Genomic DNA, 18430 nt, shown 5'->3' with positions numbered 1-18430 from the left:
GCGACCGTAAGCGTCGGCGGGGCGCCCGCCGCCGCCGGACTCCCGGCACCCTTGCGCGACGCTGGACAATGGAGGGTGGCCCGGACGACGCGGCCCGGAGGAATCACAGCGCAGCAGGAGGACACGCATGGCAGAGCCCGAGCGGACCGAGCGGAGGCTGCGGCCCGCGCCGTTGCTCTTCGAACCCTCGGCGGCCGCCACGGACCCGGAGCACTTCTTCGACCTGGAGTCCATCGAGGACCCCCGCGAGCTGCTCGCCCGCGCCACCGAGCTGACGCTCGCCTTCCGGGCCGCGCAGGACAGAGCGGTGGAGTTCCAGGCACTCGCCGCGGCCCAGCTGGCCGACCCCCGGCGGTTCGACCGGCTCGCGCCGGAGGCCATCGCCTCGATCGCCGAGTGGACCGAGGACTACGCCCGCAAGATGATCGAGTTCGGCGAGGACCTCCAGAGCGGTACCGCCCCCGAAACCGACTGACCCGCGCACGGACCGAAGGGTCGACCCGGCCGACCCGGCCGACCGACCCTTCGGAAACCACCGGGTGCTCCGCCGGGGCACGGGTTCCGGTGGACCCCTCTGGCATATGCGCGGCGCAACATACCCCAGGACCACCCACCCTGTCCCGGTTTTCGGTAACTCCCGGGAACCACCGCACTACGCCGGGTAGACCTTGGCATATGACGACCCTGACGACGGCCACCCGCTGCCCCGCTCTCGACGGCATCGACGCGCGCACCGCGCCCGCCACCCACGTCACCCCCCAGGGCTCCGCCTGGCTCACCTCCGCCTGCGCCCACCCGGACCGCGCCCTCGCCGCCTGGCGGGAGCGCCCCGCCGCGCCCGCGGCGCTGCCCTGCGGAACCGCCTTCGACGTCGTCAACGTCCCCCTGGTGCTCGGCCGCCGGATGCTCGACCTGCTCTGGGAACGGGGACCCGGCTCCGGCCCGGCCGCCGTGCACCGCGGCCGGATGCTGCTCTTCGCGACCCCCGGCACCGCCCAGCGACTCCCGGCCCTGCTGGCCTGGGAGGAGTGGGGCACGACCACCCCCGCCCCGCTGTGCCACGGCCACGGCGACGCCGTCACCGTGCCCCCGCTGACCGGCGGGCCCGGTCCGTCCCGGTGGCTGGTGGCCCCCGACACCCGGCTGCCGTGGCTCCCCGGGCCGGACGCCCTGCTCTGGGCGTTCCTGCACGCCGCCCGTGGTCCGGTATCGATTTTTCCTCCGGCCGAATCGGATGCTAATGTCTTCCACGTCGGCAAGCGCCGCTAGCTCAGTTGGTTAGAGCAGCTGACTCTTAATCAGCGGGTCCGGGGTTCGAGTCCCTGGCGGCGCACAGACGGTCGAAGGCCCCCACTCATCGAGTGGGGGCCTTCTTCGTACCCGGGCCCCGGTCCGTCAGGTCGTGATCTTGACCGTGTAGGCCCCCGACTGGGTGCGGTCCGCCACCTCGATGGTGATGCGCTCGCCCGGCACCGTGAACGTTTCCCCCACCTCCAGGGGCGCGTCCGCCAGCGCCGGGTACACCGAGCGATCCCAGCAGGCCTCCGACCGCGGGTGCCCGTCCAGCACCTCGATCGGACCGCCGCCCGAGGACGCCTCGTTGCGGACCCGGTAGACGAGGACCCCCTCGCTACAGGTGTCCCCGTCGTTCCCGACGGAGCCCCGGGCCTCGACGGCGATGGCGCTGCCCTGCCCCGTACGGATCACCGCGAGCCGGGTCCCGCCGGTCCCGCCGGGCTTCGGGGTCTGCGAGAGCGGCTGGAGGGTGTGCAGGGAGGTGCCGGACCGTACGCAGTCCACCTGGGCCCGGTCCAGCCAGCCCAGCTTCCACTTCTGCCAGGCGAACAGGTCGGGGGCCATCCCGAACTGGCTGCCCATGACGTCCCAGTCGCCCACGTACGTGTCCCAGTCGCCCTTGCCGTCCGTCGGCCGGTGGTAGAGGTCGGGCAGGTCGAAGACGTGCCCGGTCTCGTGGGCGAGGACGTTGCGGTCCGGCGGGTGCTTCTCGAAGACGGTGACGATCCTGCGCAGGTCCGTGCCGTCGGCCCGCAGCGGGCGCTCGAAGTTCACCACCTTGGTGGCGTCGGAGTCCACGCCGGGGGCGTTCGGGTCGGCGACGAAGTAGACGACGTCGTACGCGGAGAAGTCCACCCCGGGGTCGGCGGCGGCCACCGCGTCGCGCAGGTAGGCCGCCCGGTTCTCCGGGGCCCAGTCGCGCCGTATCCCGTACCGCACCGACGGGTGGGGCATCCGGACCCACGTCTTCTGCGGGTAGGGGACCAGGTGGAAGCGCCCGTAGGAGGCCCGCTCGAAGAACTCGCTGGTCGTCGGGAAGTAGTCGGCCGCCAGCTCGTCGGGGGTGACGGCCGGCGCGTGGTCGGGGAAGGACAGGAAGACCATGACGGCCCTGAGGGTGCGCTCGGGCTTGGGGTAGGCCCGGTTCCAGGTGTCGAGACCCAGGGAGTGGTGCGCCCCCGTACGGGTCAACGCGCACGGCCCGCCCCGGGACTCGGCCACCGCCGGCCCCGCGACGAGCGACATGGCGGCGAGCGCCGTCATGGAGGTGAGCACGGCCGCCGCGCTGCGCATGCGCGAGCGGTCCACTCCCCCGGGTGTCTCCTGTGGCGGCACATCGACCTCCGGTGGTGGATTCGTCCCGTCTCGCACCACCTTCTGTCGATTGTCTTACTAATGCCCTGTTCCGCTGCCCCACACGAGTGAGCAATACGGCAACCCGGTGACCCCCTGACTTCACGGCTCCACCTACAGAACGTCACGACTGATCACGTGAGATCAGCCCCGCCCCCGAGTCGCTCACAGACGCGCAGAAACGATCACCCGGCCCGGAGGCGACACACCGTCAGTACCGTGCCGACGGACCGTCATCATGCCGACGAAGCCGGTCCCGCACGGCGACGCCGCTGGATAGGGCCTCCCGGCAGCCTCTATGATCGGCACACTTTCCTGCACGGACACTTACGAGCACTGCGGGAGCCAACGGTGAGCGCAACCTCAGAGGGAACCGGTTCGGCGGCCGACAGCACCCGATCGGCCCTTACGGAGCGTCACCCGGCAGTGCCGGACGTGCCCGGCATGTCGGCGCGCGACTATCGGGCCGCCTTCGACGCGGCCCACCTCGCGATGGCGGTCGTCGACCGCGAGGGCTCGGTCGTCGTCGCCAACCGGGCCTTCTCCGGCCTCCTGGGCACCGAGCCGCACCGGCTCGTCGGCCAGTGCGCCGCCGACCTGGTCGACCTGGCCGCCGAGGCCCGCACCTGGCAGGCGTACCAGGAGGTGCTGCGCGGACGGCAGGCCCGGCTGCGCTGCACCCGCCGCCTCAAGCACCCCGACGGACACTCGCTGTGGACCGAGGTCACCCTCGGACCCGTCCCCGGCACCGGCGACGTCCTGCTGTCGGTCGCCGACATCAGCGACCGGCGCGACCTCCAGGCGCGGCTGCGCCACCTCCAGATGCACGACCCCGTGACCCGACTGCCCAACCGTGCACTGTTCTTCGAGCGGCTCTCCGCCGCGCTGGAGGCCTCCTCGTACGGGACGGGCGGCGGGACGGGCCGGATCGGGCTCTGCTACCTCGATCTCGACGGCTTCAAGGCGGTCAACGACACCCTCGGCCACCGGGTCGGGGACCGACTGTTGACCGCCGTCGGCGCCCGCCTCACCCAGTGCGCCGACCGGTCCGGCTACGGGCGTTCGGGCGGCCACCTGGTCGCCCGGCTCGGCGGCGACGAGTTCGCCCTGCTGGTCGAGGACTCCACCGGCACCGATCAGCTCGCGGACCTCGCGCGCGACGTGCTGAGCGCCGTACAGGAACCCTTCGACCTGGCCGGGCAGCGGCTGTCGGTCTCCGCCTCCATCGGCGTGGTCGAGCGGGCCGCGGCCGGAACCTCGGCGACCGGGCTGATGCAGGCCGCCGACACCACCCTGTACTGGGCCAAGGCCGACGGGAAGGCCCGCTGGACCCTCTTCGACCCCGAGCGCAACGCGCACCGGATGACGCGCCAGGCCCTCTCCTCCACCCTGCGCCCGGCGGTCGAGCGCGAGGAGTTCGCGCTGGAGTACCAGCCGTTGGTCGATCTGGAGAGCGGCACCGTGCGCGGGGTCGAGGCCCTGGTCCGCTGGAACCACCCGCAGTTCGGCACGCTCACGCCGAATCGGTTCATCGGCATCGCCGAAGAGGACGGCTCCATCGTCCAGTTGGGGCAGTGGGTACTGCGGACCGCCTGCCGGCAGGCGCGGCGCTGGCAGATCGAGCAGCCCAGCGACTCGCCCGTCTTCGTCTCGGTGAACGTGGCCGTGCGCCAGGTCTGGGACTCCGACCTGGTGGGCGACGTCGCGGAGATCCTCGCCGAGACCGGACTCGCCCCGCAGCTGCTCCAGTTGGAGCTGACGGAGTCGGCGGTGATGGGCTCGGCCGGGCGTCCCCTCCAGGCCCTCCAGGCCCTCAGCGACATGGGCGTGCGGATCGCGATCGACGACTTCGGCACCGGCTACTCGAACCTGGCCTACCTGAGCCGGCTCCCGGTGTCCGTGCTCAAGCTCGACGGTTCCTTCGTGCGCGGCTTCCGCTACGAGGAGGGCGCGCACCCCAACCCGGCCGACGAGACGATCGTCGAGGCCCTGGTCCAGCTCGCGCACCGGCTGGGCCTCACGGTGACCGCCGAGTGCGTGGAGACGGCGGGTCAGGCCGCGCGGCTGCGGCGCGTGGGCTGTGACACGGGTCAGGGCTGGCTCTACTCCCGCGCGGTGCCGCCCGACCAGATCGCCAAGATGATCGCCCCCGCCAACGGGGCCCGGTTCGCCGCCGGGGCGCCGACGTCCGGGGCCGGCTCGGCCTGAGACACCGCGCCCCGGGGCCCCGCCGCCGGGGAGAACCGGAACCGCCCTGCCCCCGGACGGGGGCAGGGCGGTCGGCGCTCGGCGCGGGGTGGGGGGAGATCAGCAGGCGCCGAGGTCCTTCCAGACACCCCATTGACCCGTGGTGCCCGGCGTCTCGTTCTGAGTCCACCACTGGGCCTGCCACTTGTGCCCGTTGTGCGCGACCTGGTTGCCGCCGTTGTAGACGGTTCCCGCGACGTAGGCCGGGACGGAACCGCAGCCGGTGGGCGGCGTCGTCGGAGGCGTGGTCGGAGGGGTCGTGGGCGGGGTGGTCGGAGGCGTGGTGGGAGGCGTCGTCGGCGGGGTGGTCGGCGGCTGCGTGCCGCCGCCCAGGGCGTCCGAGATCTGGTTGAGCAGCGTGGTGTTGTTGTCCAGGCCGAGCAGGGAGTACATCATCGCGCCGGCCAGGCCGCGCTGCTTGCCGTAGTCGACCCGGGCCTGGATGGACTTCTGGTTCAGGCCGGTGAAGAACTCGCCGTCCTTGTAGAAGTACGAGGCCTTGGCCTGGTCGTCCCAGAAGGTGCTCGCCGGGTTGTCGACGATCCCGCCGAGTTCCTTGTAGTTGGCGATGCCGGCCTGCTGGCTGGTGGGCCGGGCGCCGGAGGCACCGGTGGCGCTCTGCGCGAGGCCGTTGTTCGCCCCGGCGGGGACGCCCTTCCAGCCGCGGTAGTAGAACTCGTAGCCCAGGGTCAGCTTGTTGGCGGGGAAGCCGCCGGTGATCCCGTAGGCCGGGTTGCCGTCGATCCAGGAGTCGATGGCGTTGTCGATGCTGTACTTCTGCGTGCCCGGGGCGATCGGGTCGGTCGGGTCACCGGCCGGGGAGTACAGCGGGGACTGGTGGTACGTCGGGCCGTCGCTGTCCCAGGCGCCGTGCATGTCGTACGTCATGATGTTCGCGTAGTCGAGGTACGCGCCGATCTTGTCCGTCTCGATGTACTTGATCTTGTCCTGGCCGGCCGGGAGGGCCGAGGTCAGCAGGTACTTCTTGCCGCCGTTGGCCTGGCCGTAGGCGTCGAGCTGCTCGCGGAACTCCTTGAGCAGGAGCGTGAAGTTCTGCTTGTCCTCGGGGGCGTAGTGGTTGCCGAGGTGGCCGCCCGACGAGCCCGGGTACTCCCAGTCGATGTCGATGCCGTCGAAGATGCCGGCCGCCGCGCCCTGGCCGCCGTAGCCGCCCTCGACCGGCAGGTTGCCCTTGATGTACTGGTCGATGCAGGAGGAGACCAGCTTCTTGCGGGAGGCGTCGGTCTTCGCCGCGTCGCTGAAGTACTTCGAGTACGTCCAGCCACCGAGCGAAAGGTTGATCTTCAGGTGGGGGTACTTGGCCTTCAACTGCTTGAACTGGTTGAAGACGCCGACGATCGGCTGGTCCCACTTGTCGGCGACCCCGCTGACGCTGTCGGCCGCGCCGAAGGACTTCTGGTAGTCGGCGTACGAGTCGCCCGCGCCGTCACCGGCGTTGGGGTTGTTGTCGTCACCCGCCGCCTTGTTGGCCTCGAAACAGGTGAGGTTGGTGGGGTGGATGTTGCCGAACGAGTAGTTCAGCACGTCCAGCTTCCCCGCTATGCCCCGCGTGTCGAGGTGCTTGGGGTAGAACGCGCTGCCGTACACGCTCCACTGGTCGTAGTAGGCGATCTTCACGCCGCCGCTGCTGACGTTGGTGGAGGTGTCGGCCGCCTGGGCGGTGCCGAGCCCCGCGAAGCCGGCCAGCGCTCCGGCTGCAAGCGCGGCCGTGGCGGCGGCCGCGATGAGGGGTTTACGGATGTGCATGAACTGCCTCCGGGGGGTGGGAGGGGGGAGCATCAGCTTCAGGTGAGAGAAGTGATAGCGATCACCCGGGCCCGCAGTCAATGGTTTGGACCAAAGAAGGACTAGACCACTGCGCGGACAAATGTGCTCGTCAGAGCGGTGGGCGGACATGGAAAACCGCCCGCCACCCCGGGTGACGAGCGGTTTAAGGCTCCCTTAGGTCATGCTCCGGCAAGGTTTAGGCAACAAACCAGCCAAACCCCGTTCTTGCGCCCTCAGGCCGCTTCCGCGCCCTGCGTCGGCATCCCGTACGCATCTGCGATGAGCGCATAGGAGCGCAACCGGGCCTCGCCGCCGTGGGCGTTGGCGGTCAGCATCAGCTCGTCGGCGCCGGTCCGCTTCACGAGGGCGTCGAGCCCCGAGCGGACCTCGTCGGGGGTGCCGTGGGCGATGTTGGCGAGCCAGCCGTCCACGAACTCCCGCTCCGGCGCGGAGAAGTCGTACGCGGCCGCCTCCTGAGGCGTCGGGACGAGTCCGGGCCGGCCGCTGCGCAGCCGGAGCATCGACAGCGCACCGGTGAGCACCTGGGCACGGGCCTCCTCCTGCGTGTCGGCGGCCAGCGCCGAGACGCCGATGAGGGCGTACGGGGCGTCCAGGACGGCGGAGGGCCGGAAGCTCTGGCGGTAGAGGTCGAGGGCGGGCAGGGTGCCGGCGGCGGAGAAGTGGTGGGCGTACGCGAAGGGCAGGCCCAGCTCGCCGGCGAGCTGGGCGCTGAAGCCGGAGGAGCCGAGCAGCCAGATCGGGGGTCGCCCGGCCGGCCCCTGCACGGGGCCGGGCACGGCGTGCACCCGGGCGTAGGGGTGGCCGTCGGGGAACTCGTCGTCGAGGAAGCGGGTCAGCTCCATGAGCTGGCGGGGGAAGCCGTCGGCGGACTCGTCCAGCCGCCCGGTCCCGCGCAGCGCGGCCGCCGTGCGCTGGTCGGTGCCGGGGGCGCGGCCGAGGCCGAGGTCGACGCGGCCGGGGGCGAGGGCCTCCAGGGTGCCGAACTGCTCGGCGACGGCCAGCGGGGCGTGGTTGGGCAGCATGACCCCGCCGGAGCCGAGCCGGATCCGGGAGGTGTGGGCGGCGAGGTGGGCCAGGATCACGGCCGGGGAGGAGCTGGCGACCCCGGGCATGGAGTGGTGTTCCGCGACCCAGTGGCGGTGAAACCCACGGGATTCGGCCAGGCGGGAGAGGTCGACGCTGGTGCGCAGGGAGGCGTGGGCCGTACTGCCGCTGCCGACGGTGACCAGGTCGAGCACCGACAGCGGCACGGGCGCCCCGCCCCGGATCGTGCCCCGGATCGGATCGGCCGCGTCCATCCCCTCGCCCGTCCGTCCGCCCGTGTGCCCGCCCGCCTCTGCGGTGTCGCTCATCGTCGCTCCCGTCCCAGTCGGCTCGTTCGCCTCGTTCGTGTTCGTACGAAGAATTCGAACCGTCGCGGGCCCCGGGGCATTCCCGGCAGACCGGATGAGGTCATGCCTGCGGCATATGCCAGGAGAGTAGATACAGGCAGAGGGACATGATTAAGCCATCAATCTCCTCAACAGACGCTCCACGTGGGCCTCTTGATGGCTATCGTGGTAGAGCAAGCGGTAACAACCTGGTAGGGGGAGACCGTGGCGCTGAAGCCCGAGCCGACCGCGCCGTTCCACTCGGTGCAGTACGCCCTGCGCGTACTCGAAACGATCTCGCGGCACACCGGTGGTGTGACCGACGTGCAGATCGCGCGTGAGACCGGCCTGCCCGCGGCCCATCTCACACCGATGCTGCTCATGCTCCGCCGGGAGGGCTACGTCCTCCAGGTCTCCGACGGCGCCTACGCCATAGGGGATTCCCTCGTCCTGCTCGGCTCCGGCGTCGACCGCCAGCAGGCCCTTCAGGAGAAGCTCCAGGACACCCTGGACCGGCTCCGCGACTCCGTGGGCGCGGCCGTCTACATCAGCCGGTACGTGGACGGCGAGGTCCGCATCACGCAGTTCGCGGACAGTCCGCGCACCCCCAAGGTGCACGAGTGGGTCGACTTCCGCTCGGCGGCGCACGCCAGCGCGGTCGGCAAGTGCCTGCTGACCCAGCTCGACCAGAACGGCCGCCGTGACCACCTGTCCCGGCACAAGATCGCCCGTCTCACGTCGAAGACGATCGTGAACGAGCGGATCCTCTTCTCCAAGCTCGACAGCCAGCCGGCCACCGTGCCCATGCTGGACCTCCAGGAGTACGCGGTGGGCACGGTCTGCGCGGCCGTACCGATCACCGCGGGCGCCGCCGTCGGTTGCCTGGCCCTGTCGATGCCGGTCGAGCACGCCCACCGACTGCGGGCCGCGGCCGACGCGCTGAACCGGAAGGCCGCGCCGCTGCTGCTGTCGCTCACCCTCTGATCGCGCGAAGGGTGCGCGATGGGGGCGCGAGGCGGGGCGCGACAGGGGGAAAACACTTCGGGCGGTTCCCGGTGAACCGGAAACCGCCCGAAGTAGAGGTGCGCCGCCAGGGACTCGAACCCCGGACCCGCTGATTAAGAGTCAGCTGCTCTAACCAACTGAGCTAGCGGCGCCTCACAGAAAAAATACTACCTGGTCCCCGGGGGTGCTCAAAACCGATACCCCCCGGTCCCGGCGCCGGGGGCGTCGATCCCCTCAGCGGTCCAGGAGGTCCCGGCGGCCCTGGGTCTCGTACGCCGCCAGCAGCGCGTCCAGGGTGGGTGCGTCCAGCGGGCGGTACTCCGTACCGGTCCGCAGCCAGACCGGATCCGGGCACCGGAAGCCGGCCCGGCGCAGTGCGACCCGGTGGACCTTGTTCGTGGCGGTGACGGGCATGGCGCGCAGGATCCGGACGTAGCGCGGGGCCATCTTCGTGCCGAGGTCCGGCTGCGCGGCGAGGAAGGCGGCGAAGGCCTCCGGATCGAAGTCGGCCCCCTCGCGCAGGGCCAGGGCGGCCATCACCTGGTCCCCGGCGACCTCGTCCGGGACGGCGTACACGGCGACGGCCGCCGCCGCGTCCCAGCGGGCCAGGACGTTCTCGATCACGGCGGCGGCCAGGTTCTCGCTGTCGACCCTCAGCCGGTCGTCGGTGCGGCCCGCGAAGTAGAGGAAGCCGTCCGGATCGCGGAAGAAGAGGTCCCCGGTCCAGTACCAGCCGTCGCGGGTGCGGGCGGCCTCGGCCTCCGGGTTGCGCCAGTAGCCCTCGAAGAGGCTGCGGCCGCGGTTGACCAGCTCGCCGATGGCCTCGTCCCCGTTGGTCAGCCGGCCCTCGGCGTCGAGGAGGGCCGGGGGGCAGACGCGGCCGGTCTCCGCATCGATCACGGCGAGGTCGTCGCCGGCCCCGGCCCGGCCGAGGGCGCCCGGCGGTGTGTCGGGGGTGCGCTGGACGGAGGCGCCGCCCTCGGTGGCCCCGTAGCCCTCCACGAGCCGGACCCCGAACCGCTCGGCGAAGCGGGCCGCGTCCACGGCCCCGGCCTCGGTGCCGAAGCCGAGGCGCAGCGGGTGGTCCCGGTCGTCGGGGCGGGGCTCGGTGGCGAGGAGGTACTGGACGGCCCGGCCGACGTAGGTGAAGTACGTCGCCCCGTAGTCCCGTACGTCGTCCAGGAACGCGGAGGCCGAGAAGCGGGGGCGCAGGGCGACCGCGGCGGCGCCGCACAGGGCGGGCAGCCAGTCGGCGATGACGGCGTTGCCGTGGAAGAGCGGCATGCAGACGTAGTGCACGTCGTCCGGGGTGACGGAGAAGCTCCGGGCCAGGGAGTGACCCGCGGCGGCGAGCCGGCCCTGGGTGCAGATCGCGGCCTTGGGCGCACCGGTGGAGCCGGAGGTGAAGTAGAGGAGGAGCCGGCTGTCGGGTCCGGGCGGGGTGACGCTCGCCTCGCCGGGCTTGGCGCCCGCGTAGGGGGCGAGGAGGGCCTCGTACTTCTCGGTCCCCGTGACCAGGATCCGTACGCCGGGCAGATCGAGGCCGCGCAGCAGCGGGAGGTGGGCGGGCTCGGTGACCAGGATCCGGCAGTCGGTGTGCAGGATGTCGCGGGCCAGCTCGGGGCCGCGCCGCGTGGGGTTGATCCCGGCGACGGCGGCCCCGGCCAGGGCCGCCGCGCCGAGCCAGAAGGGGAACTCGGGGGTGTTGTCGAGCAACACCCCCACATGCGGCTGCGCCCCCGGCGGCAGCAGGTCCACGAGGAGCGCGGCGCGGGCCGCGGCCTCCCGGGCGGTCCGGTGCCGACTGAGCACGGTGACCCCGGCGGCCTCGGCCCCGTACTTCAGCCCCGGCCGGTGGTCGCCCCATTGGCGCGCGATGAGTTCCGCGACGGTCCGGGGTGCGCCGGCATCGGATTCGGCATCGCGCGCTGTCGTCGTCCGCATGCCGCCGGAGGTTAGCTGACGTTACGTCAGAACTGAACGTCGGAGCAGGAGTAGAAGGCCATCGGGGTGTCGTTGACCGTCCAGACCGCGAGGATCATGTGCCGGCCCGTCTTGCCGCTGGGCATGGTGCCGCGGTGGATGGTGGTCATGTCCGGGCGACCGCCGTTGTAGGGGACGACGAGGAAGGGCTGGGGGTCGAGCGAGGCGCGGGTGAGGGGCTTGGTGGGGTCCCAGCCCGTCTTGGTGACGTAGTACTTGAAGTCGGTCGTGGAGTGGTTCGCGGTGAACTGCCAGCGGAAGTCGTAGCTCTGGCCGGAGGTCACCCGGGTCGCGGGCCAGGCGCCCCCGCGGGGGGCGTCGAGCTGGGCGAACTCGCTGTGGCCGCCGGCACATATCTGCCCGTCGGCGGGTCCGGCCGCGGGGAAGCCCTTGAGCCCCTCGACGCTCTGGGGCTCCCACTGGATGGGCCCGCAGTCCGAGACGGTCTTGTTGGCGCAGAGCTTCTGGCGGCTGATGGGGGTGTCGGTGTAGCCGTGACCGCTCGCGGAGGGCGCCCCGAGGAGGGCGACGCCGGCGAGGAGACCGCCGAGGCCGAGCGCGGCGGCGGCGGCTCTGCCGGGGCGTACGCCCCGAGCGGGACGGTCGGGGCCGGCGGGGCGGGTGGGCATGCGGAAGGAACGCATGGTGCTCCTTGGGACGTGGGGGGAACCTGACGGGTTCGTGCGCGCGCGTCGGGAGGCACCCGTGGGGAGGGCGCCGGCGAGGATCTTCAGGTCTAGACCAAGTCCCACAGTATTGACGGGAGTTGGCCGTGTCCATACCAACGGAAGAACGGGTGGTCCGGTCGTTCCCGGCCACCCGTTCTCCGCCGTCGCGGATCCCCCCGCGTCCCCTGCGTCCCCCGTCTACCCGCCTACTGCTCCCCGCGCCCCGTGTAGAAGGCGACGGTGAGGTCCTTCACCAGGGCCTTGCGCTCGTAGTCGTCGAGCTCGACGATCCCGCGCGAGGTCAGGCGGTGCACGGTGTCGTCCACCGCGTCGACCACCGAGGTCAGGACGGTGTCCCGGTGCCTGGCGTCGATCGCGGCGACCCGGCGGCGGCGCATGGCCTCGGCCACCTCGGGGGCGTACTCGATCCTGATGGGCTGGGCCGAGAACACCTCCACGCCGACGGCCTCCGTCTCGGCCGCGAGCATCCGGGTCAGGGCGTCGCCGACGGCCTCGGCGTCGCGCAGGGTCGGGGCGTCCTCGTGGAAGGCGTCGGCGGGGAGCTGGGACAGCACCCGCGCCATCGCCGACTCCACCTGCTCGGCGAGGTACTCGACGTGGTCCTCGACGGCGAGGGTCGCCCGGGCCGTGTCCTTGACCTGCCAGACCACCTGGACGACCACCCGGAGGGCGAGCCCGCCGGAGTCCACGGCCGCCATGGGCTCGCTGCGCCAATGGCGCAGGCGTACGTCGACCCGCCGGCGCAGCAGGAGCGGGCTGACCCAGGTCAGGCCCGTACGACGGACCGTGCCGCGGTAGCGGCCGAAGAGGGTGAGCACCCAGGCGTGGCCGGCCCGCGCCCGGCCGAGGCCGCCGAGCGCGAGGAGCGCGACGATCCCCAGGAAGGCGAGCGGGGGCCAGTGGCCGGCGCGGAGCCCCTGGTAGGGCCGGGGCGGCACCCCGAAGGCCTCGACCACGACCGGCGGCACGACGCCGGCCCGCCAGAGCACGGTCGCGCAGCCGGCCAGGGCGAGTCCGCCGACGGCCACGGCGACCCAGCCGGGCAGCACCGGGCCGCAGTGCTCGCGGAGCCGGTCGTCACCCTGGGGAACGCGGCGCCCGGCGGGGGCCTTCGGGCGGGGGGCGGTGCGGATCGGCGCGTCCGTGCGGGGCGCCGGGTGCGGTCGGGGCTCCGGCCGGGGTTCGATACGGGGCTCCGGCCGGTGCTCGGGCCGGCCCAGGAAGGGGAGGTGCACCGGGACCTCGGTGACGGCCGCGCCCCGGAGCGGGGGCGCGAGCAGCGGGATGTCCTGGGTGTCGTCCTCCTGGGCGGTGTCCCGCATGCCCCGGGTCACGGCCCGCGCGACGAGGTCGGCGACGCCGGGGCCGGGGATTCCGGAGGCGGCGATCGCGGCGGCAGGTGGGGCGGGCGGTGCGGGCCAGGGGCCGTCCTGGCGGGGGTGGACGGCCGGCTCGGGCTCCGCCCGGACCCGCGCGGCGGGAACCTCGGCGTCGACCCACCGCCCGGGGCGGGGGGCGGGCTCGGGGTACGGCGCGGCCTGGGCCGGAACCTCCGGTTCGGCGTGCCCGGTGGGGACCGGGATCCGGGGCTCCTGCTCGGGGTGCGCGCCGCGCGCCGTGCCGGAGGGGGTCGGCTCGCCGAACCCCGGCCCGTCGGGACCGGCCCACGCCGGGCCCGGGTCCGACGGTGTGGTCGTGTGCGCGGGGCGGGCCTCGAAGTCCGCTCCGGCGTACCCGAACCCGGCCGGGACCGGCTCGGCGGCGGCCCGCGCCGGCGGCTCCGCCGACGCTTCGGCGAACCCGGCCGGGGCCTGCGCCCCCACGGCGGCGGGCACGGGCGCGGGCCCGGCCGGCGGGTCGGCGTACGGGGTCCGGGGCCGGCCGGCGAACTCCGACTCCCCGAACCCGAACCGGGCCGCGACCGGCTCGGCGGTCTGCGGGTGCGGGACCGGCTCCGCCGCGCGGGGGCGGGCCCCGGTCTCCGGCCCGGCGCTCCCGGGCCACGGGGCGGCCGGCTCCGACCGCCCACCGGCGTACGGGATCCCGGCCGGGACCGCCTCGGCGGCCACCGTCACGGGCTGCCGCTCGGCAGGACCGGCCCACGCCGGGACGGGGTCCGCGTGCGCGGCACGGGGCCGGGCGGCGAACTCCGACTCCCCGTGGCCGTACCCGGTCGGAGCCGGGTCCGCGTACGGGGCCCGGGGGTGCGGCTCGGCCCGGACGAGGAGGGCCGGGGCGGGCTCGGCGTGGCCGCCGACCCACGCGGCGACCGGCTCCGACCGCGCGTCGGCGTACGCGGTCGAAGCCGGGGCAGCGCCGTACGCGGCAGCGGCAGCGGCCGGGTCGGCGCCGTACGCGCTACCGGCCGGGTCGGCGGCGGCCGGTGGTGCGGGACGCGCGTCGGCGGAGCCGGCCCGCGCCGGGGCCCGCTCCCCGTACGGGGCCTGCTCCGCGTAAGCGAACGGCTCGATAGCGGCCCGCGGGGACGGGTCCGCCGGGCGGGGGGCGACCTCGGGCCGGGCCGGCGACGGGCGGAGGTGGAAGGTGCCCGTGGTGAATGTGGTGCGCGTGGGGTACATCGTTGCCTCCGTCATGCGAACAGCCGGCGCCAGGTTTCCGGGCCCGGGAAGCCGTCGGCCGAGGCCCCGCGCCACCCCTGGGCACGCTGGAACGCCTCGACGTTGCGGCGGTCGGCCTCGCCCCAGCGGGGCCCCGGGCCGGACGTGTAGTACGTGCCGAAGCCCTTCTTCAGCAACTGCCGGCCGAGGGCGGCGACGGCCGGATGGGACTGCCCCGGACGGAAGTACACCGCCCCGGGATAGGCCGGCTTCCCGGCCGGCCCCGCCTGGCCCACGAGCGGCGGGATGTCCTTGCCCTGGCCCTGGACCAGCAGCCGCCAGGTGTGCTCGCCGGGGACGCCGTCGGCGTCGGCGCCCGTCCAGCCCTGCGCCTGCTGGAAGGCGAGGGTGGCCGCCCGGTCGGCGTCGGACCACTTCGTGCTCGCGCCCTTGGGGTAGAAGCGGGTGGCCCCGCGCCCGATCAGCATCTTCCCCAGCTCGGCGACGTAGGGGTTGTCGGCTCCCGCCGCGAACTTCCCCGCGCCGGGGAAGGCGGAGGGGGCCGGCTGGGGGCCGGGGGCCGGGGCACCGGGCACTCCGCCCGTCACCCCGTTGAACCGGTAGGGGACGTACTTGGTGGAGTTGTTCCAGTACCCGTACGGCGTGGCCTGCTTCCGTGTCGTCGGGCGGGTCTGCTCGTAGGCGACGTAGTGCGTGCGCGTCTCGTCGGCCCAGCCACCGAAGAGCACCACGTGCGAGCCCTTGTTGGGGTCCGCCGGGTTGTGGAAGAGCAGCATGTCCCCCGGCAGCAGCTCCTCCTTCGTGATCTTCGTCGCGAAGGTGTCGAGGCTGCCGGTCCACTCGTTCGTGCCCAGGTTCCAGGCCATGGAGACGTAGCCCGAGCAGTCCTGCCGGTAACCGTCCGACCAGTACTCGGACATGCTGTACGGCACCCGGGCGTCCAACCAGGTCTTGGCCCGGTTGATGATCGTGGTCCGGTCGATCCGCTTGGCGAGCGCGGGCGCCCCGGGCCGGCCGACGGGGCCGGAGGCCGGACGGCCGTGCAGCGGGGACCGGCCGCCCTGCGGGGTGCCGGGGTCATCGGAGGCCACGGTTCGGGGGCCGGGCGCCGGCTTGGCCGCGGCCGGCGCGGACGGGGTGCCCGCGCCGAGGACCACACCGGCGGCGGTGGCCAGCACCAGGGCCCGGCGCGCTCCGCGCGCGGCCGGGTGCCCGCCGTCCCGCAGCGTTATGGCCCGCCCGCGCGCGAGGGTGCGGCGTCGGTGCGCACACCCCGGGCACGCGCAGTCGCGCGCGGGCTCGTACTCCTCGAAGATCGGCACGGGCATCGCCGTCGACGCCTTCGTGGACACGGGCGGAGGCATCTGCACATGCGTCGGGGGCTGCATCGTCATGCGGTTCCGTCCACTCCCCTGCTCGTCACTGGTCGGCCGGGCACACGTCTGTCGAGGCGTCAGATACCGCTCGGCCCAGACATATCGTGCACGACAAACCCCCCAAACATGGGTTAATCGGACAACGTGGGCGCGGCCCGTCACGAGCACCTCGGCAGGTGGGGTAGAGTTTTCCCTGTCACCAAGCGCCGCTAGCTCAGTTGGTTAGAGCAGCTGACTCTTAATCAGCGGGTCCGGGGTTCGAGTCCCTGGCGGCGCACAGACGACGAAGAAGCCCCCCGCAGCGAAAGCTGCGGGGGGCTTCTTCGTCGTACCGGTACCGCGTGTCCGGGGGCGCTCTACGCCGCCGCTCCGGGGCGGGATCCCGCGCCCGTCAGGTAGGCCGAGACCACCACGTTGGCCGAGTACTGCCGGGCCGCCTTGTCGTAGCTGCCGCCGCAGGTCACGAGCCGCAGTTCGGCGCGTCCCCGGACCCGGGGGCCGTAGGCCTTGCCCGGGTCGAAGCCGGCCCGCTCGTAGACGCGTACGTCCTCGATCGTGAACTCGGCGACCGTGCCGTCCGCCCGGGCCACGCTGATCTTCTCCCCGGCCTTGACCGCGCTCAGGCCGAAGAACACCGCAGGCTTCGACTTCGTGTCCACGTGCCCGACCATCAGCGCCGTCCCGGCCGCTCCGGGCGCGGCGCCCGCGCCCCACCAGCCGACCGTGCCCGGCAGCTCGTACGGCGGCGGCTCGATCGCGCCGTCGCGGTCCAGGCCGCGCGCGATCACCGGCGCCTGGATCCCCATGGACGGTACGTCGATCCGTGCGGGCATCGCCGCCGACAGGGGCGCGCGCGGCGCCGGGAGCCCCGCGCCGACCGGGGTTCCGGCCTGCCCGGACGGCGCGCCGGTCTCGGGGACGCCGGTGATGTGCTTGCCCCACAGCCACAGGCCGAGCACCAGCACCGACCAGGCGACGAAGGTCGCCATCCGACCGCCGGGGGTGGACCTCGCCTCGCTCATCCGCCGTTGCGTCGGCGGCGCAGGGTCAGGGCCCGGCCCGCGACCGCCAGGGTGGCCGCGGCCGCGAGGACCGCGCCGATGACGGTCTGCGGGAGTCCGGGACCGTCGCCGGTGTGGCTCTTCTTGGTGGCGGCGGCCAGTTGGGTGCTCTCCGCGACCTGGGCGGCCATGCCGCCGCCGCCCGCGTGGACGGGCCAGACCGGGGAGTGGTGCGGTTCGGGGCGGTGGTCGGGGCGGACCTCGATGGAGCCGCGCAGGCCCTCGTCGCGGTCGCCGCACTTCACCCGGATCTCGTGCCATCCGCCCTGGGCGTGCGAGGCGATCCGGGCTTCGCCCCACAGGGTCTTGCCGTCGTCGCGGCCGCCGGACAGGCGGGCCTCCGACACGAAGACGGGCGAGTGGGCCACCGCCCAGTCCGCGTGGCAGCCGCGGACGCGGATCTTGACGTGCGTCCCTGGTTCGGCCGGGTTCGGCTCCGCCGAGACGTTGCCGCGGTCCCACTCGTTCGCGAGCGCGGCGGGGGCGGTCACAGCGGTGGACGCCGTCAGGGCGACGGCCACCCCCGCGACACGGAGAGCGATCAGTGAACTGCGCATGGTGAACCTCCTCTACAAGGAGATTCACGCGCGACGCGCCGCTCCGCATCCGGAGCGGCGCTCTCTTGGCCCGTATGTGTCAGCCGTACGCGCTAACGCGGGGCCCGTGGGGGAACCGCCCGCTGGGCCGTTCGGGGCGCGCGCTCAGACCAGGTCGACGAGGTCGGCGATCGAGTTGACCGTCTTCGTCGGGCGGTACGGGAACTTCTCGGTGTCCGCCGCCGAGGTCAGACCGGTCAGCACGAGGAAGGTCTGCATGCCCGCCTCCAGGCCGGCCAGGACGTCCGTGTCCATCCGGTCGCCGATCATGGCGCTGGTCTCGGAGTGCGCGCCGATGGCATTGAGGCCGGTGCGCATCATCAGCGGGTTGGGCTTGCCCGCGAAGTACGGCTGCTTGCCCGTCGCCTTGGTGATCAGCGCGGCGACCGCGCCCGTGGCCGGCAGCGGGCCCTCGGTGGAGGGGCCGGTCTCGTCGGGGTTGGTGCAGATGAAGCGGGCACCGCCGTTGATCAGCCGGACGGCCTTGGTCATGGCCTCGAAGCTGTAGGTGCGGGTCTCGCCGAGGACCACGTAGTCGGGCTCGTGGTCGGTGAGGATGTAGCCGATGTCGTGCAGGGCGGTGGTCAGGCCCGCCTCGCCGATGACGTACGCCGTGCCGCCCGGCCGCTGGTCGTCGAGGAACTTGGCGGTGGCGAGGGCCGAGGTCCAGATGTTCTCGACCGGCACGTCCAGGCCCATCCGGCTGAGTCGGGCCTGGAGGTCGCGCGGGGTGTAGATCGAGTTGTTGGTCAGCACCAGGAAGGGCTTCCCGGACTCGCGCAGCCGCTTGATGAAGGCGTCGGCTCCGGGGATCGGAGTGCCCTCGTGGATGAGGACCCCGTCCATGTCCGTCAGCCAGGAATCGATCGGCTTGCGCTCTGCCACGGGACTGTTCTCCGCTCTGCGGGGCCTCTGACCTCTGGGGCCTCTGGTCTGTACCACCCTATCCGGCGGGGGCCGTGGACGCGGTACGCGTCCACGCCCGCCCACCCGGGGGGCGGGGCCCCCAACCGGGGGCAGCCCCGGGGTCAGGGGGGGGCGGGCCGTCACCCGATTTTTTTTGGGG

The 18430-nt window shown here is 73.1% G+C and carries 14 protein-coding genes and 3 tRNA genes; 6 read left to right on the top strand and 11 right to left on the bottom strand.

Annotated features, from left to right (window positions below; genetic code table 11):
• Positions 1 to 127 precede the first annotated feature (127 nt).
• The 3 genes from ACIOD1_RS32475 (at position 128) to ACIOD1_RS32465 (ending at position 1333) form a co-directional block, all read left to right on the top strand.
• Positions 128 to 475: a hypothetical protein gene (locus ACIOD1_RS32475; RefSeq protein ID WP_365628832.1), complete on the top strand. Its 348-nt coding sequence runs from the start codon at positions 128 to 130 to the stop codon at positions 473 to 475.
• Positions 476 to 675: 200 nt separating this feature from the next.
• Positions 676 to 1269, top strand: a complete 594-nt coding sequence (locus ACIOD1_RS32470) for a bifunctional DNA primase/polymerase (RefSeq protein WP_365628829.1) — start codon at positions 676 to 678, stop codon at positions 1267 to 1269.
• Positions 1260 to 1333 (top strand) — tRNA-Lys (locus ACIOD1_RS32465). Before ACIOD1_RS32470 ends, ACIOD1_RS32465 begins: the two co-directional genes overlap by 10 nt.
• Before the next feature lie 62 nt (positions 1334 to 1395).
• Here the strand turns inward: ACIOD1_RS32465 and ACIOD1_RS32460 are convergent.
• On the bottom strand, positions 1396 to 2589 hold the full coding sequence (locus ACIOD1_RS32460; RefSeq protein ID WP_401906537.1) for a M6 family metalloprotease domain-containing protein: 1194 nt from the start codon (positions 2587 to 2589) through the stop codon (positions 1396 to 1398).
• 411 nt (positions 2590 to 3000) lie between these two features.
• On the opposite strand from ACIOD1_RS32460, the gene ACIOD1_RS32455 reads away from it, so the two are divergent.
• The gene (locus ACIOD1_RS32455) at positions 3001 to 4857 is read left to right on the top strand and encodes a putative bifunctional diguanylate cyclase/phosphodiesterase (RefSeq protein WP_401906445.1); all 1857 of its coding nucleotides are present in this window, start codon (positions 3001 to 3003) and stop codon (positions 4855 to 4857) included.
• Positions 4858 to 4956: 99 nt separating this feature from the next.
• On the opposite strand, the gene ACIOD1_RS32450 is transcribed toward ACIOD1_RS32455, so the two are convergent.
• Positions 4957 to 6663, bottom strand: a complete 1707-nt coding sequence (locus tag ACIOD1_RS32450; RefSeq protein ID WP_365628823.1) for a glycosyl hydrolase family 18 protein — start codon at positions 6661 to 6663, stop codon at positions 4957 to 4959.
• A gap of 254 nt (positions 6664 to 6917) precedes the next feature.
• Positions 6918 to 8057 (bottom strand): LLM class flavin-dependent oxidoreductase, encoded by a 1140-nt coding sequence (locus ACIOD1_RS32445; RefSeq protein ID WP_365628820.1) that lies wholly within the window; start codon positions 8055 to 8057, stop codon positions 6918 to 6920.
• Between the two features lie 243 nt (positions 8058 to 8300).
• Between ACIOD1_RS32445 and ACIOD1_RS32440 the strand changes: the two genes are divergently transcribed.
• The gene (locus tag ACIOD1_RS32440) at positions 8301 to 9059 is read left to right on the top strand and encodes an IclR family transcriptional regulator C-terminal domain-containing protein (RefSeq protein WP_365628817.1); all 759 of its coding nucleotides are present in this window, start codon (positions 8301 to 8303) and stop codon (positions 9057 to 9059) included.
• Positions 9060 to 9158: 99 nt separating this feature from the next.
• Here the strand turns inward: ACIOD1_RS32440 and ACIOD1_RS32435 are convergent.
• The 5 genes from ACIOD1_RS32435 to ACIOD1_RS32415 all read right to left on the bottom strand — a co-directional run bounded on the left by ACIOD1_RS32435 (position 9159) and on the right by ACIOD1_RS32415 (position 15659).
• Positions 9159 to 9232 (bottom strand) — tRNA-Lys (locus ACIOD1_RS32435).
• 82 nt (positions 9233 to 9314) lie between these two features.
• The gene (locus ACIOD1_RS32430; protein ID WP_401906440.1) at positions 9315 to 11024 is read right to left on the bottom strand and encodes an AMP-binding protein; all 1710 of its coding nucleotides are present in this window, start codon (positions 11022 to 11024) and stop codon (positions 9315 to 9317) included.
• A gap of 26 nt (positions 11025 to 11050) precedes the next feature.
• Entirely contained in the window at positions 11051 to 11692 is a 642-nt protein-coding gene (locus tag ACIOD1_RS32425) for a lytic polysaccharide monooxygenase (protein WP_365628967.1), read from the bottom strand.
• Between the two features lie 245 nt (positions 11693 to 11937).
• Entirely contained in the window at positions 11938 to 14331 is a 2394-nt protein-coding gene (locus ACIOD1_RS32420; RefSeq protein WP_401906437.1) for an SPFH domain-containing protein, read from the bottom strand.
• Positions 14332 to 14342: 11 nt separating this feature from the next.
• Positions 14343 to 15659 carry a peptidoglycan-binding protein gene (locus tag ACIOD1_RS32415; protein ID WP_401906534.1) on the bottom strand — a complete coding sequence of 439 codons (1317 nt, stop codon included), beginning with the start codon at positions 15657 to 15659 and terminating at the stop codon, positions 14343 to 14345.
• Between the two features lie 251 nt (positions 15660 to 15910).
• Between ACIOD1_RS32415 and ACIOD1_RS32410 the strand changes: the two genes are divergently transcribed.
• Positions 15911 to 15984, top strand: a tRNA-Lys gene (locus ACIOD1_RS32410).
• Positions 15985 to 16063: 79 nt separating this feature from the next.
• On the opposite strand, the gene ACIOD1_RS32405 is transcribed toward ACIOD1_RS32410, so the two are convergent.
• The 3 genes from ACIOD1_RS32405 to ACIOD1_RS32395 all read right to left on the bottom strand — a co-directional run bounded on the left by ACIOD1_RS32405 (position 16064) and on the right by ACIOD1_RS32395 (position 18249).
• A complete protein-coding gene (locus ACIOD1_RS32405) occupies positions 16064 to 16729 on the bottom strand; it encodes a class F sortase (protein ID WP_365628809.1) in 666 nt (221 codons plus the stop codon).
• Positions 16726 to 17325 carry a hypothetical protein gene (locus ACIOD1_RS32400; RefSeq protein ID WP_365628806.1) on the bottom strand — a complete coding sequence of 200 codons (600 nt, stop codon included), beginning with the start codon at positions 17323 to 17325 and terminating at the stop codon, positions 16726 to 16728. The genes ACIOD1_RS32405 and ACIOD1_RS32400 overlap by 4 nt, the downstream gene beginning before the upstream one ends.
• 144 nt (positions 17326 to 17469) lie before the next feature.
• Positions 17470 to 18249: an HAD-IIA family hydrolase gene (locus ACIOD1_RS32395; RefSeq protein ID WP_365628803.1), complete on the bottom strand. Its 780-nt coding sequence runs from the start codon at positions 18247 to 18249 to the stop codon at positions 17470 to 17472.
• Positions 18250 to 18430 lie beyond the last annotated feature (181 nt).

It is taken from the genome of Streptomyces sp. NPDC088097 (assembly GCF_044741845.1).
Taxonomy (GTDB): domain Bacteria; phylum Actinomycetota; class Actinomycetes; order Streptomycetales; family Streptomycetaceae; genus Streptomyces.
The sequence above is the reverse complement of the archived record's forward strand: the minus strand, read 5'-3'. Positions and strand labels throughout refer to the sequence as shown.